16 protein-coding genes are annotated in these 15577 nt (G+C 26.9%); 15 read left to right on the forward strand and 1 reads right to left on the reverse strand.

Annotation, left to right across the window (positions count from 1 at the left end; genetic code table 11):
* The first annotated feature begins 18 nt into the window (after positions 1 to 18).
* The 13 genes from QX51_RS14245 (at position 19) to QX51_RS19615 (ending at position 12202) form a co-directional block, all read left to right on the forward strand.
* Positions 19 to 396 carry a NusG domain II-containing protein gene (locus QX51_RS14245; RefSeq protein WP_039680566.1) on the forward strand — a complete coding sequence of 126 codons (378 nt, stop codon included), beginning with the start codon at positions 19 to 21 and terminating at the stop codon, positions 394 to 396.
* Positions 397 to 411: 15 nt separating this feature from the next.
* A complete protein-coding gene (locus tag QX51_RS14250) occupies positions 412 to 1086 on the forward strand; it encodes a uracil-DNA glycosylase (protein WP_039680567.1) in 675 nt (224 codons plus the stop codon).
* 68 nt (positions 1087 to 1154) lie between these two features.
* Positions 1155 to 1469: a rhodanese-like domain-containing protein gene (locus tag QX51_RS14255; protein WP_052233071.1), complete on the forward strand. Its 315-nt coding sequence runs from the start codon at positions 1155 to 1157 to the stop codon at positions 1467 to 1469.
* 194 nt (positions 1470 to 1663) lie between these two features.
* Positions 1664 to 2476, forward strand: a complete 813-nt coding sequence (locus QX51_RS14260; RefSeq protein WP_039680568.1) for a G5 domain-containing protein — start codon at positions 1664 to 1666, stop codon at positions 2474 to 2476.
* A 479-nt stretch (positions 2477 to 2955) separates the two neighbouring features.
* The gene (locus QX51_RS14265; RefSeq protein ID WP_039680569.1) at positions 2956 to 4434 is read left to right on the forward strand and encodes an aminotransferase class I/II-fold pyridoxal phosphate-dependent enzyme; all 1479 of its coding nucleotides are present in this window, start codon (positions 2956 to 2958) and stop codon (positions 4432 to 4434) included.
* 19 nt (positions 4435 to 4453) lie between these two features.
* Positions 4454 to 4867: an adenosylmethionine decarboxylase gene (gene speD, locus QX51_RS14270; protein WP_039680570.1), complete on the forward strand. Its 414-nt coding sequence runs from the start codon at positions 4454 to 4456 to the stop codon at positions 4865 to 4867.
* Positions 4868 to 5005: 138 nt separating this feature from the next.
* On the forward strand, positions 5006 to 5857 hold the full coding sequence (speE, locus tag QX51_RS14275) for a polyamine aminopropyltransferase (protein ID WP_039680571.1): 852 nt from the start codon (positions 5006 to 5008) through the stop codon (positions 5855 to 5857).
* Complete coding sequence (speB, locus tag QX51_RS14280) at positions 5847 to 6755, forward strand: agmatinase (RefSeq protein ID WP_039680572.1); 909 nt, start codon at positions 5847 to 5849, stop codon at positions 6753 to 6755. The genes speE and speB overlap by 11 nt, the downstream gene beginning before the upstream one ends.
* Before the next feature lie 20 nt (positions 6756 to 6775).
* Positions 6776 to 7969: a methionine adenosyltransferase gene (metK, locus tag QX51_RS14285; protein ID WP_039680573.1), complete on the forward strand. Its 1194-nt coding sequence runs from the start codon at positions 6776 to 6778 to the stop codon at positions 7967 to 7969.
* 196 nt (positions 7970 to 8165) lie between these two features.
* The gene (locus tag QX51_RS14290) at positions 8166 to 8870 is read left to right on the forward strand and encodes a tRNA threonylcarbamoyladenosine dehydratase (RefSeq protein WP_039680574.1); all 705 of its coding nucleotides are present in this window, start codon (positions 8166 to 8168) and stop codon (positions 8868 to 8870) included.
* 213 nt (positions 8871 to 9083) lie between these two features.
* Positions 9084 to 9803 carry a response regulator transcription factor gene (locus QX51_RS14295; RefSeq protein ID WP_039680575.1) on the forward strand — a complete coding sequence of 240 codons (720 nt, stop codon included), beginning with the start codon at positions 9084 to 9086 and terminating at the stop codon, positions 9801 to 9803.
* Entirely contained in the window at positions 9757 to 10785 is a 1029-nt protein-coding gene (locus QX51_RS14300) for a sensor histidine kinase (RefSeq protein ID WP_039680576.1), read from the forward strand. The genes QX51_RS14295 and QX51_RS14300 overlap by 47 nt, the downstream gene beginning before the upstream one ends.
* Positions 10786 to 10801: 16 nt before the next feature.
* Entirely contained in the window at positions 10802 to 12202 is a 1401-nt protein-coding gene (locus QX51_RS19615; RefSeq protein WP_052233072.1) for a sensor histidine kinase, read from the forward strand.
* A gap of 43 nt (positions 12203 to 12245) precedes the next feature.
* On the opposite strand, the gene QX51_RS14310 is transcribed toward QX51_RS19615, so the two are convergent.
* Complete coding sequence (locus QX51_RS14310; protein WP_039680577.1) at positions 12246 to 13079, reverse strand: ComEC/Rec2 family competence protein; 834 nt, start codon at positions 13077 to 13079, stop codon at positions 12246 to 12248.
* Positions 13080 to 13389: 310 nt separating this feature from the next.
* On the opposite strand from QX51_RS14310, the gene QX51_RS14315 reads away from it, so the two are divergent.
* A complete protein-coding gene (locus QX51_RS14315) occupies positions 13390 to 14295 on the forward strand; it encodes a DUF2156 domain-containing protein (RefSeq protein ID WP_039680578.1) in 906 nt (301 codons plus the stop codon).
* 5 nt (positions 14296 to 14300) lie between these two features.
* Positions 14301 to 15458: a GNAT family N-acetyltransferase gene (locus QX51_RS14320; RefSeq protein WP_039680579.1), complete on the forward strand. Its 1158-nt coding sequence runs from the start codon at positions 14301 to 14303 to the stop codon at positions 15456 to 15458.
* The last annotated feature ends 119 nt before the right edge of the window (positions 15459 to 15577 follow it).

Here is a 15577-nt window from a genome sequence, read left to right on the forward strand (position 1 = left end):
TGATTAGGAGGTAAAAGGTTGAAAAAAAAAGACTTTATATTAATATTTGCAGTTCTATTAGTTATAGTTACTACTTTTGGTATTAACTATTTTTTAAATACTAAAAGAGGAGAAAATATAGAAATATATGTTGATAATAAGTTATATAAAACTTATAGTATTGATGATGATGAAGAAATTAAAATAAAAAGTGAAGGAGGATATAATATCGTTAAAATTCATGATCATGGAGTTGAAATTACAGAAGCATCCTGTCCAGATAAAGTATGTGTTAACTCTGGATTTATAACAAAACCAAGTGAAAGTATAGTTTGTTTACCGAATAAAATTCATATAAAAATAACAACACATGATAATAATAAGAATGAAAATGAAGAAGATGTTATATCTAATTAAGATTTGGAGGATAAAATGGTTAATTTAGGAAATGACTGGGATGATTTATTAAAAGAAGAATTTGAAAAGGATTACTACATAAAATTAAGAGAGTTTCTTGTTGAAGAATATAAAAGTAAGATTATATATCCAAATATGTACAATATATTTGAAGCATTAAAACATACATCTTATAAGGATACAAAGGTATTGATTTTAGGACAAGATCCGTATCATGGGGAAAATCAAGCTCATGGATTGGATTTTTCAGTTCAACCTGGAGTTAAGACCCCACCATCGCTGTTAAATATGTATAAAGAGCTAAGAGACGACCTGGGATGCTTTATACCTAATAACGGTTATTTAATTCCATGGTCAAATCAAGGAGTATTATTATTAAATACAGCCCTTACAGTTAGAGCTGGTGAAGCAAACTCACATCAAAATAAAGGATGGGAGATCTTTACTGATGAAATAATTAAAAAATTAAATAAAAGAGAAGACCCTGTTATATTTGTATTATGGGGAGGAAATGCTAGAAAGAAAAAAGTTTTTATCGACAGCAATAGACACTATATATTAGAAGCACCTCATCCAAGTCCACTGTCTGCTCATAGAGGATTCTTTGGATGTAAACATTTTTCTAAGATAAATGACATACTTATAAGATTAGGAAAGGAGCCTATTGATTGGCAAATACCTAATATATAAAATAATATACTTTTATGTAACATCTTATCATATAAAGTAATATCTTATATGGAGGTAAGGTGTTGATTATGAAAGTTAATATACTAAATAGTAAAAAAATAATTAAAATGATAAAAAATAAAGAGTTCCAATTAATAATAGATTTAAGGCAAGAAGAATTTTACTTAGAAGGACATTTATTCGATGCAATTAATATTCCTACAAATGAGATAAATGATAATTTAGAATATATCAGAAGCATTACAAATGAGGATATATTGCTATGTTGTGTTAATGGAAATCAAAGTATAACAGTAGGAAAAGTTCTTCTACTAGATGGATTTAAAAATGTATATAGTCTTGCTAATGGAATAAAAGATTACAAATATGAGTTATATAAATAATTTTAAATAAAAGGTAACAATTTTGTTAATTGTTGAACTTTGATGAAAGAGTGCTTAAATAGTTGAAAAAACTAGATAAGCACTTTTTATATTTTTTGTCAAGTTGACGAGCTGTGAAAAATAGTTTACAATTTAGTTACAAAATAACTTTGAAAGAATAATTTAAAGTTAAATAAAACTTAGGAGGAGATAGTTTGAGTTATCTAAATAGAAAAGTAAAATCTATTATGCTATCGGGACTATTATCTATGGGGATTGTAACAGCAAATTATATTGCCTTTAACAAAGAAGTTGTTTTAGTTGTTGACGGACAGGAAATTGAAGTTAATTCATTTCAACCAGACGTACAAGGTGTACTCGAAGAAAATAAAATAGATTACGATTCAAATGACATAATTAGTGAAGACTTAGATACTTCGTTAAAAAATGGAATGAAAATAGAAGTTAAACAGGTTGAAAAAAAGACTATTACTGAAACAAAAGATATACCTTATGATACAGTTATAAAAAAAGATAAAACTTTATTAAAAGGAAAGACTGAAGTATCGCAAAAAGGTAGAAATGGTACAAAAGAACTTATATATGAAGTTATATATAAAGATGGTAAATTAGTGAGTAAAACCTTAGTAGAAGAGAATACAACAAAAAAGGCTAAGGATAAAATAATTAAAAAAGGGATAAAAGAAAAGAAAAAAGTTAAAACTGCTAGTAAGAAGACTAGTAGTGCGAACAGTAGTTTAGGGAAGAAAATGATAGTATCGGCTACAGCTTATAGTGGTGATAGCATAACGTCTACAGGTACAGTTCCTAAATGGGGAACTATAGCAGTAGATCCAAATGTAATACCATATGGGACTAAGGTATATATACCTCAGTTTGGTAATTATTTTATAGCAGAAGATTGTGGTGGAGGAATCAAAGGTAATAAAATCGATATATTTATGAATAGTGAATCTCAGTGTAATAGCTGGGGTAAAAGAACAATAGATATATATATTGTTAAATAGAAAAAGGCCTTAAGGTGGATAATCGCCTTAAGGCTTTTTTTCTATACTAATATATCCTAATTTATTTATAATTGAAATTATTATAAAGTAAAATAATTTGTTTATATGATGATTTAAGGAGGATTAAGGATTTATATTTTTAATAGTACTAGTTAACAATATTAGTTTAGTAATAGTATACTTTATAATTAAAAATAGTAAATAATATATTTCTAACTATATTATTAGAACTAAATGTTTATAGGGGATTGATTGGGATTTTATAAAAAGATGTGTTTATTAATACTAAATTTTTAGTAAATTAATATAAACATAAAATTATGTTTGATGTTTATATATTGAAAAATAGGGGTTGATTAAGATAAAAAAGTTCTTGCATTTTTATTAAAAAGTTTATATAATTTGTTTCGTAAGTTTAATAAAACTAAATTATAAAATTAGAAATAATAACTATTTTATTGATGGAAGGAGGCTGAAGTATGATTGCAGAAAATTATAATATTGAATTAAGTGAAGAAGATTTACCTTTATTGCATGGATTAAAAGATTACTCAAATAGATCTATAGCTTGTTTTGATGTTCCAGGTCATGTGAAAAATAAGGGTGTTAAAGTGCTAAATGAATTTTTAGGAGATAATATTATGAAAATGGATATAAACTCATCTCCATATATGGATAATGTATCTAAGCCAAATGGAATTATAAAAAAAGCTCAAGAATTATTAGCTGAAGCTTATGGATGTGATAAAGCTTTTTTTGTAACAAATGGAACAACGCAGGCAATTCATACGATGATTTTAAGCATAATAAATCCTAATGAAAAAATACTTCTACCAAGGAATATACATAAATCAGTTATTAATGCACTAATACTTAGTGGTGGTAATCCAGTGTATATTCAACCTGAATTTGATGAAGAGCTAGGTATAAGTTTGAATGTAAGTTACCAAAGTGTGAAAAAAGAGTTAGAAAAAAATAGAGATATAAAAGCGATATTTTTATTAAATCCAACATATTATGGAGCTTGCTGTGATTTAGAAAAGATAATAAGTTTATGTAGAAAGCATTCAGTATTAGTTCTAGTAGATGAAGCTCATGGAGCACATTTTACATTTCATGATGACTTACCACCCTCAGCAATGAAATTAAAAGCGGATATGTCAGCTGTAAGTATGCATAAAACAGGAGGAGCTTTAACGCAAGCATCTGCTTTGCTTATTAATGAAAAAAATATTGATTTTAAAAAAGTTAGCCAAACTCTAAATATGTTACAGTCTACATCTGCATCCTATTTACTAATGTCAAGCATCGATGGAGCTAGATATAATTTGGTTGTAAATGGCAAACAACAATTATCAAAAGCTTTGAATCTTTCTAAGTATGCTAAATATAAGCTTAATAAAATACCTGGAATAAAGGTTATTAATCATAGTAATTATAGCAAAGATAAGTTCAAATTTTTGGATGAAACAAAGTTATGCATAAATGTTAATGGATTAAATATAACGGGATTTGAAGTTTATGATATATTATATCAAGATTTTGATATACAGGTAGAGTTGGGGGATTTATATAATATACTAGCACTAATATCTTTAGGAACTACTAAAAATGATGTTGATAGGCTTATAAACGCTTTAGAAATTATTTCTAAAAGAAATAAAAATAAATGTATATTAAACAATTATTCTTTAAAACAAATAAATCCTATTATAGAAAAGAACCCAAGAGATGCTTACTACAGTGAAAAGGAAAGTATAGAGATTGAAAATTCTGTTGATAGAATATGCGGAGAAAATATTATGGCATATCCCCCAGGGATTCCTATAATATCGCCAGGAGAAATAATAACTAGAGAAATTCTAGAGTATATAAAGGTTCTTAAAAAGAGTAATGCACATTTAACGGACATGCTTGATAAAGAACTAAATACAATTTTGGTAATAAAAGAAAAATAGAACAAAGGAAGTGAATAATATGAAATTTGAAACATTAGGACGTCATATATTAGTAGAATATTATAACTGCAATGAGAAGATGTTATCAAATCCAAAACTTATAGAAGAGTATATGAACAATTCAGCATTAAATGCAAAGGCAACAATAGTTGATTCGGTTTTCCATCATTTTAATCCATGGGGGGTATCAGGTGCAGTAATAATAGCTGAATCGCATTTAACAATACACACATGGCCAGAGTATGGGTATGCAGCAGCGGATTTCTTTACATGTGGAGATATTGATCCATGGAAAAGCTTTGAATTATTAGAAGAATTATTAGAAGCTGAAAGAAGTGAATCAACAGAAATACCAAGAGGATTGACAAGTAAAATACAAAAATTTGCAAAAAAAGATTTAGGTAAAATTAGTCATAAGCCAGAAGCTATATAAGCAAATTAATACCTAAATATAAAATAAAAATATAAAATAAAAATCGAAATAATATTTTAACATAAAAATAAAAATTATACAAATACAGAGATATAGATAAAATATATAGTTATAAAATAACAAAATGGAGGAAAATTTATGGAATTTTGGTATACAGAAGAATGGACAGATAATGTACGTTTTTCCATAAAGGTTGATAAACAACTTTTTAGTGGACAGTCAGATTTTCAAAGGGTGGATGTTTTTGAGAGTAAAGAATATGGGAAATTCTTAACATTAGATGGATTAATGATGGTAACTTATAAAGATGAATTTATTTATCATGATATGATAGTTCATACTCCAATGTCTACTAATATGAATATTAAAAATGTATTAGTTATAGGTGGTGGAGATGGAGGAACAGTAAGAGAGCTTACTAGATATCCTCAAATTGAAAATATAGATATGGTTGAAATAGATAAGATGGTAGTAGATGTATCAAGAGAATTTATAGATATTTGTGCATGCAAATTAGATGATGAAAGAGTTAACTTATATTACGAAGATGGGGTTGCTTTTGTTAAAAACTCTAAAGATAAGACTTATGACTTAATAATAGTTGATTCAACTGATCCAATAGGTCCAGGAGAAGGATTATTTTCAGTTGATTTCTATAATAATTGTTACAGAATATTGTCTGACGAAGGAATTCTTGTAAATCAAAATGAAAGTCCATATTTTGACTTTAATGCAAAAGAAATGAAAAGAGCTTATGAAAAAATAAATAATCTATTCCCGATAGCTAAAGTTTATCAAGCACATATTCCGACATATCCATCTGGACATTGGTTATTTGGATTTGCATCAAAAAAATATGATCCTATAAAAGATCAAAATAGAGAAAGATGGGAAGCTTTAAAATTAAAAACTAAATATTACAATAGTGATATTCATGTTGGAGCTTTTATGTTGCCTCAATATGTAAAGGATATGTTAAATGAAAAATAATAGATTTTACAATGTTGGACAATTTATGGAAATGGAATGTGATTATGAAGAATCAGATGTGATAGTATTTGGAGCTGGATTTGATGGAACTACTTCTAATAGACCGGGGACTAGATTTGCAAGTAGTGCCATGAGAGGTGAATTTTATGGACTTGAAACATATAGTCCACTATTGGGATTAGATTTACAAGATTTTAATATATGTGATATGGGTGATTTAGAGTTAAGTATAGGTAATACTGATAAAGTGTTAAATGAAATTTATGAAGGAACTAAAGAAATACTTAATGATGATAAATTTCCATTTATGATAGGAGGAGAACATTTAGTTACTCTTCCTGTATTTAAAGCAATTAGTGAAAAATATGGTGATGTATATGTACTTCATTTTGATGCACATACAGATTTACGAGAAGAATATAATAATGATAAAAATTCTCATGCAACAGTAATAAAAAGAATTTGGGATATAACAGGTGATGGGAAAATATTTCAATTTGGAATAAGATCAGGGACAAGAGAAGAGTTTGATTTTGCTTTAAAAGAAAGACATACGTATATGGAAACTCATACCATAGATACTTTTTGGAAGATAGTATCTACATTAGGTGGTAAAAATGTTTATTTAACAATAGATTTGGATGTATTAGATCCATCCATATTCCCAGGAACAGGAACGCCAGAACCTGGAGGAATAACATATAGAATGTTTGAACAAATATTTAAAATACTAAAAAATTCAAATATAAATTTAGTGGGTTGCGACATAGTAGAACTTAGTCCTGATTATGATAGAAGTAACGTATCTACAATTGTAGCATGCAAAATACTAAGAGAACTATCCTTAGTTGCGTCCGATAATTTAATAAAAAATCGTGAAAAAAAGAAAAAAAAATAAACTTATATAAGGAGAGAAACATGACGAGACATTTATTTACATCAGAATCAGTTACAGAGGGACATCCAGATAAAATATGTGATCAAATATCAGATGCCATATTAGATGAATTATTAAAACAAGACCCACTATCAAGGGTTGCTTGTGAAACTACTGTTACGACGGGACTTGTATTGGTAGCAGGAGAAATAAGCACAAATGCATATGTTGATATACCTAAAGTTGTAAGAGAAACAATAAGAGAAATAGGATATGATAGAGCAAAATATGGATTTGATTGTGATACATGCGGTGTGCTAACAGCTATAGATGAACAATCATCAGATATTGCCATGGGGGTAGATGAATCCTTAGAAAATAGAACCGGTGAACAAGGTGAAGATGAAATAGAAGCTATAGGAGCGGGAGATCAAGGTATAATGTTTGGTTTTGCGTGCAACGAAACAGAAGAACTAATGCCATTACCTATATCTTTAGCTCATAAATTATCAAGAAAATTAACAGAAGTTAGAAAAAACGGAACTTTAGATTTCTTAAGACCGGATGGTAAAACTCAAGTAACTGTAGAATACGAAGGAAATACTCCTCTTAGAGTTCATACTATACTTATATCTACTCAACACAGCGAAGATGTGGAAACTGAAACAATAAGAGAAAATTTAATAGAAAAAGTGATAAAAGAAGTAATACCATCTAACTTATTAGATGAAGAAACTAAAATATATATAAATCCAACGGGAAGATTTGTTATAGGTGGACCTCAAGGTGATACAGGTCTTACAGGAAGAAAAATAATAATAGATACTTATGGTGGATATTCAAGACATGGTGGAGGAGCATTCTCAGGAAAAGATGCAACTAAAGTTGATAGATCAGCTGCTTATGCAGCAAGATATGTGGCTAAAAATATAGTTGCAGCGGGACTTGCTGATAAATGTGAAATAGAACTAGCTTATGCTATAGGTGTAGCAAGACCTCTATCTATATTTGTTGATACTTTTGGAACAGGTAAAGTTTCTGATGAAGTATTAGTTGAGCTTATAAATAAGCATTTTGATTTGAGACCAGGTGCAATAATTCGAGATTTAGAACTTAGAAAGCCTATATTTAAAAATACAGCAGCATATGGACATTTTGGTAGAAATGACTTAGATGTTGCTTGGGAAAAGACTGATAAGGCAGACTTACTTAAATTAGATGTTTTAAATAAATAATAAAAGACGAATTAGTTATTTTTATAGCTGATTCGTTTTTTTGATATATTGAAATGATTTTATATAAAAATAGAAATAAGGTATAATAAGTTGTAGTTAATAAATATTTATAAATAATAAATACATAAAATTTCTTTTAAAATCATTAAAGATAATTTATAATAATACTTATTTAAAATTTAAGGAGAATGCATATATGAAAGATTTTACAATGAGAACAAGCCTTATTGTTGGAGACGAAGGCATAGATAAATTAGAAAAATCAAATGTTATAGTATTTGGAGTGGGTGGAGTTGGAAGTTTTGCTACAGAAGCTCTAGTTCGTGCTGGAATAGGTAATATAACTATAGTAGACTTTGATGATGTTGATGTTACTAATATAAATAGACAATTGCCAGCGTTGCACTCAACTGTAGGGAAATTAAAAGTAGAAGTAATGAAAGAAAGATTATTAGATATTAATCCAGATTTAAATATAAGAGCAGTTGCTAAAAAATATAACAAAGAAACTACGGATGAAATACTAATAGAAGATTATGATTATGTAATAGATGCCATAGATATGGTTACATCTAAAATTTTATTAGTTGAAGAATGTAATAAAAGAGGATTAACATTAATATCTTCTATGGGGATGGGAAATAAATTAGATCCAACGAAGATAGTAGTTACAGATATACATAAAACTCACACTTGTCCACTGGCAAAAGTAATGAGGAAAGAATTAAAAGATAGAAGAATAAAAAAACTTAAGGTTGTTTATTCAGAAGAACAACCACAAGAACTAAAGAAAAGAGTAATGAATGGAAGAAAAGTTACTCCAGGAAGTACTTCATTTGTACCTTCTGTTGGAGGATTAACAATAGCTTCTGTTGTCGTAAATGAGTTATTAAATAAATAATATATGAAAAGCCCTTTTTAGGGTTTTTTTTAATGTATAATACTTTTTACGTGAAAATTTTAAGTAATGTCGTTATTATAAGTGGAACGAGCATCTCTTGTTGATGTTATGAGTATAGTGAATTTTAGAAATTTGTAAGAAATACATAAACAAATTTTTTAGAATCATAGATTATTATAAATTTATAAGTTTGGAAATAAATTAGGAGGAAGTATGAATAAACATAATGTATTAGTTGTAGATGATGAAAAAGAAATACCAGACGCTATTGAAAGGTACTTAATGCCTGAAAATATAAGGGTACTAAAAGCTTATGATGGAAAAGAAGCTTTAGAAATTATAGATAATGAAGAAATTCATTTGGTAATAGTGGATATAATGATGCCAAAGATAGACGGTATTGAAGCAACTATGAAAATAAGAGAAGAGAAAAATATACCAATAATAATGTTAACAGCTAAATCTGAATATAGTGATAAAATTCTAGGATTAAATATAGGTGCTGATGATTATATTACAAAACCATTTTATCCATTGGAACTAATAGCTAGGGTCAAATCTCAGCTTAGAAGGTATATAAATTTAGGAAACTTTAAAAATGAAGATAGAAGTAAGGTTATAACTATAGGCGGCATAAAGTTAGATTTAGAAAGTAAACTGCTTATAGTAGATGGGGAGGAAAAGAAAATAACTTTTTTAGAGTATAAAATTTTAGAAGTGCTTATGAAAAGTCCTGGAAGGGTATTTTCAGCAGAAGAAATTTATGAAAAGGCCTGGGATGAAAGGTGTGTAAGCACAGATACAGTAATGGTTCACATTAGAAGGATTAGAGAAAAAATAGAAATAAATCCTAAAGAACCAAGATATTTAAAGGTGGTGTGGGGAATTGGATATAAGTTCGAAAAAGTTTCAAACTACAGTAAGCAAATTTAAAAAATTTGCATTTGCAATTAATATATTAATAATTTTAATATCAATATTATTAATCATGTTCTTACAGAGAAAAAAAGATGCAATATTAATTATTGCTTTAATAATATTTGTAAAAGTAAGTTTATTATATACATTTGATAATTGTAGAATTATATTATTTTTACAACATATAAGAGAAATGTCAAATACAAGTTATTGTGTGTCAGAAATATTAGAAAAAACTGATGAAAAATCAGAAATAAGCCTTGTATTAGGTAAGAAATATAAAAAGGTTTTAAATGAAATGCATAAAGTTGAAAAATACACTTATGAAGCAGTTATAAAAGGAAAGCAAAGTGAAAAAATGGCTAATACAGTGGTAGAAGATGTGGGTAAAAATCTTATTAAACCAGTGGAGAATATAGATAAGGGTGTAAAAAGTCTAAAAGAAAATATGAATGATGAAATTCTTGATTATATAGAAAAAGAAGCTTATACAATGAAAGACACAATAAATGAGCTTTTTGAATTATCAAAGGCAGTAACAAAAACCTTAGAAATTGATATTCAAAAAATTGATATAGTTTCTCTAATAAAACAGGCATTGGTTGAATATGAAGGAAGATTGGAAGATAAAAATATAAAAATAAAAAAATATATTCCAAATGAGAAGATATTTATAGATGCTGATGGAGATAAATTATGGAGGGTTCTTGAAATACTGGTTGAGAATATATTAAATCATGCTAAAGAGAGAACTAGAGCCTATGTTGAAGTTAAAGAGATGGAAGATAATATTGAGTTAACTTTGATTAATATTTCAAAAAATGAGTTAAATATGGATGTTAAAAAGTTTTATGAATTAATAAATGAAAATAAAAACTTAGGAATACCTATAGCTATCAGTCTAATTGAAGTGCAAGGTGGTAAGTTTGATATAGACATAGATGGAGATATGTTTAAAGTAACTTTGTTGTTTAAAAACAAAGGGCTACAAGGATGAAAGGAGTGAGATATAAATGATAGAAAAATATATTTATTCTCACGATGAAGAATTAAAATATTTAAGTGAAGAAGAATTAAAGTATAGGGGAAAACTAATAAACCCTTTATTTATAGAAAAACTAACTTGGTACTTATTATTATTAATTTATTGTGTATGGGTAAGGAAAAACTTAAAATTATCATATGGTATTTTTGAAACTGGACTTGGAGGCTTTCTTAATGGTCCTATGGCAAATAGTGTAGGATACTATTTATTAATATTGATATATGCAATAATAGGGTTAACCGGAGTAAGTTTAATAGTGAAAACAGTTCAACTTTACGCTTTGTCAGCGAACAGTAATGAAGAGGGAGAAATGATTATAAAAAAGAAAATATTTAAAAAATGGTGCACATACATTTTAAATACAATATTTTCAATTAGCTTAATAAACTATATAACTTCAAATTTACAGATTTGGTTCAATATACTTATAATAACTATTGTAACAAAAACAATTATAAAATTAATTGGACTTTTAATAATCCAATTTAGAATAGCTATGATAAGTGGAGCTTTGGAAGATGCCATAGAAGAAGTGGAAAATGGAGATTTTAATAAAATTGAAGATTCTATGGCGGAGCTTATAGGCGATGGAGATGGAATAGAGTTTATTTGGGGATTGGGATTTAAGCATATTCTTGTGGAAATAAAAACACTATTTAGAAAAATTGAAGATATAACAAAAGAAGAAAAAGAACTTTATCAAAATAAGAATTATTTAATAACTAATTTATCTCATGATTTGAAAACACCTTTAACTTCTATTATCAATTCAATTTACATATTAAAAAATGAAACATTGAGCGAAAAAGAGAAAAAAGGACAAATTGAAATATTAGAAAAAAAGTTAGAAAGATTAAATATTTTAATAAAAGACTTGAATGAAACTGTAGATACAGATTATGAAGGTTTAGTAGTCAAAAAAAAGGAAATAAAAATAAATGAGCTTATAAAAAATGAAATAGAAATTTATAGCGATAAATTTAAAAGCTCTAATTTAGATATAAAATTAAATGTTCCCAAAGAAGATGTAACATTATTTTTAGATGAAGATAAAACCATAAGAATTGTTGACAATATACTTAGTAACATAAATAAGTATTCACTAGAGGACACAAGAGTTTATGTTGATATAATTAAAAAAGAAGAAAATGTTGAAATAACATTTAAGAATATTAGCAAGTATGGTATAGATGTTGATGTTAATACAATAGGTGAGAGATTTGTTCAAGGTGATAAATCAAGAAATATGGAAGGTCATGGTCTAGGCCTAAGTATAATAAAAAGTTTAGCAAATATACAAGGTGGAAAAGTAGAATTTGATATCCAAGGGGACTTATTTAAACTTGTTTTAAAATTTACTAAGATATAAAATAAAAGGCTGCATTTTTCAATGCAGTTTTTTATTTTATAAGTTACTTATATTTTTTAGTAGTAAAAATCTTGTAACCGTCACTATAAAATACTAAATCTCCGTTAATATCAGTACGAAGTGTCTTAGCACCGTATTTTTTTAAAGTATCTAAAGTTGACTTATGTGGATGACCATATTGATTTTTGTAACCACAAGAAATTGCTGCAATGGAAGGACTGCTATCTTTTATAAAGTCATCAGTAGAAGACGAACTACTTCCATGATGAGCCACCTTCAAAAAATCAATATCATCAAGTTTATATGAACTAGTCATTTCTATTTCATTTGGTTCTTCACAATCTCCTGTAAATAAAAAATCCATATCATTGTATTCTAAGTTAAAAACAATAGAATTTTGGTTATTATTATCTTGTATATAAGATGGGCTAAGTACATTTATAATTGTGTTGTTGTCTATTTTTATGTAATCATCTTTACTTAAATAATTAATTTTGAGATTTTTATTTTCGCATGCTTCTACTAGATTATAATAATGAGAAGAATCATCTTTTTGATTTGGTGTATAAACTTTATTTACATTGAAATTAGTAATAATCTCATCCAAACTACCAATATGATCCTTGTCCAAGTGAGTAGCTATAACTATATCTAAGTTTTTCACTTTATTAAATTTTAGATAAGTTTTTATGATTTTATAAGTACTTTCATCTCCGCCATCAATTAATATATTTTTTTCTTTAGGCGTTTGTATTAAAATGCAATCTCCTTGTCCAACATCTATAATATGTACAGATAAAAATTCTTTATATGGATTACAGCCACAACATAATAAAAGAAGTAAAGTTATTATTATACATTTAATTTTCTTAACCAAATATAAGTCCTCCTAATAATTATTCTTCATATTTTATTCACAATTATTAGGTAAAATATAGATTGTTATACACTTATCAAATATAAATTTAAAAAAATATCAAAAAATTTTGTTACATTTGGATAAAAGTGCTATTATATACAATGAATAAAATAAAAAGTTATTTGATTTCAAATAAAATGTTTATATATATATTGTTAGGGTATCATATATATTAAATTTAATTTTGAACGAAAATACTTAATAATAAAGTACAAATGTAAAATTACTATTTAACATAGAATTTAGAGCAATAAATTAGGAGGAAATTATGATTTTTAAAGACATAAGTATGGAATCTAGAGAACTTCTTAATCCATATTTCGATTTAGTAGATTATGAAGCATGTGAATACTGTTTCAATACATTATACATGTGGCAACATTTATATAAAACTGGTTACTATATAGGAGATGGATTTGCTGTGATAGTTGCAGAGTACGAAGGAAATACATTCTCAATATTACCATTAGCGAAAAAAGAAGATATGCCAGGAGTTATAGAATTTGTTGTTGATTATTTTGAAAAAGAACAAAAGAAGATTTACTTTAGAGGAATAACGAAAGAAGTGGTAGAATTTTTAAAAGAAAATTACCCAGGAAAGTTTGATTATACTGAAGAAAGAGATTTATTCGATTATGTTTATGACGGGGAAAGCATGAGAGAACTAAAAGGTAGAAAAAACGTAAAGAAAAGAAACCACATAAATTACTTCATAAAAGAGTATGAAGGAAGATATGAATATAGATTACTTGATGAAGAAGATTTTGATGCTTGTTTAGCCTTGGTGCAAGAATGGACTAGCAATAAAGAAGAGAATGGTCAAATAGATGAAGAGATGGAAGAAGAACTTATAGGAATTAAAAAGTTATTTGAAAACTACAGTGTTTTAAAAGACAAACTTAAAATAGCAGGTATATTTATAGATGGAAAATTAGAAGCTTTCACTATGGGAGAATATATAAATCCTGATATGGCACTAATTCATATAGAAAAAGCTAATCCAAGTATAAGAGGACTATATCCATTTATAAATCAACAATTCTTAGTTCATGAATTTAGTGATGTAGAATTTGTAAACAGAGAAGAGGATTTAGGAATAGAAGGTCTTAGAAAAGCTAAACTTTCTTACCACCCGGTTAGATTTGTAGAAAAATATACTGTTAGAGAGGTATAAGATTTATGAATATTAGGTTTGCTAGTGAATGTGATCAAAATAATATAATGGAAATTTGGAACTATTGTTTTAATGATGGTCCTAAATTTACAGAGTATTATTTTAATAATAAATATAAAAATTATAACACAATAGTAGTTGAAGAAGAGGCGAATATAGTCTCTTCTCTTCAATTAAATCAATATAAAATAAAATTGAATGATAAAGAATATAGTACATCTTATGTAGTAGGAGTCTCTACTTTACCAGAAGCTAGGGGTAGGGGGTATATGAAGCATATTATGGATTTTACTTTAAATGAGTTATATAAAAAAGATCAACTAGTATCCATATTAATGCCAATAGATTATAGATTATATAGAAAATATGGTTATGAGCATTGTTATGACCAAATAGAATATGAAATTAATATGGAAGATCTAAGAGGATTTAAATCTTTAGGATGTTTAAAAAAAGCTAGCTTAAATCATATTAATGAAATGATAAATATAGAAGAATCTTTCTTAGAAAACTTAAATGGAATAGTAGTAAGGGATGAAAACTACTATAAAAATTTATTTAAAGAAGTAGAAAGTGAAGATGGGCATATTTATATTCATGAAAATGAGGGAAGTGATGGATATATAATATACTTCATAAATGGAGAAAGTATTTTTGTTAGAGAGTTATACTATAAAAATATAAATGCTCTTAAGGGAATGTTAAGATTTATATACAATCATAACACTCAGTGCAAAAAAGTAAATATAACATCACCTGTAGATGATAAAATAAGATTTATTTTATCAAATCCAAGAACTGTAACCATGAAATTAAAGCCTTTTATGATGGGCAGAATTATTAACTTTAAGAGTTTTTTAGAAAGCTTGAATATAGAAGGTAATAATCAATCGAGCTTAATTATTTCTCTTAAAGATGATTATATAAAGGAAAATAATAAGATATTTAAAATTACTTTAGAAAATAATCAATTAAGCGTTGAAGAAGGAAAATTTGATTATGATGTAGAGTTTAATATAAATACCATATCTCAATTGGCATTTTCATATATAAGCGCAAAAGAAGCTTATTTATTAAATAACTTAAAAGAAAATAAAGAGGCTATAGAGTTTTTAGATTTGATTTTTACTAAAAAAGAAAATTATATAAATGAATATATATAGAAGACAGCTAAAGGCTGTCTTTTTTGCATAATAAATTTCATAAATATAAGAATTAAGTGTATTAGATATTTGGTAATTAAATTATATTTTGTATACAAAATATAAAACAACAGTTGAAA

This window comes from Terrisporobacter othiniensis, from assembly GCF_000808015.1.
Taxonomy (GTDB): Bacteria; Bacillota; Clostridia; order Peptostreptococcales; family Peptostreptococcaceae; genus Terrisporobacter; species Terrisporobacter muris.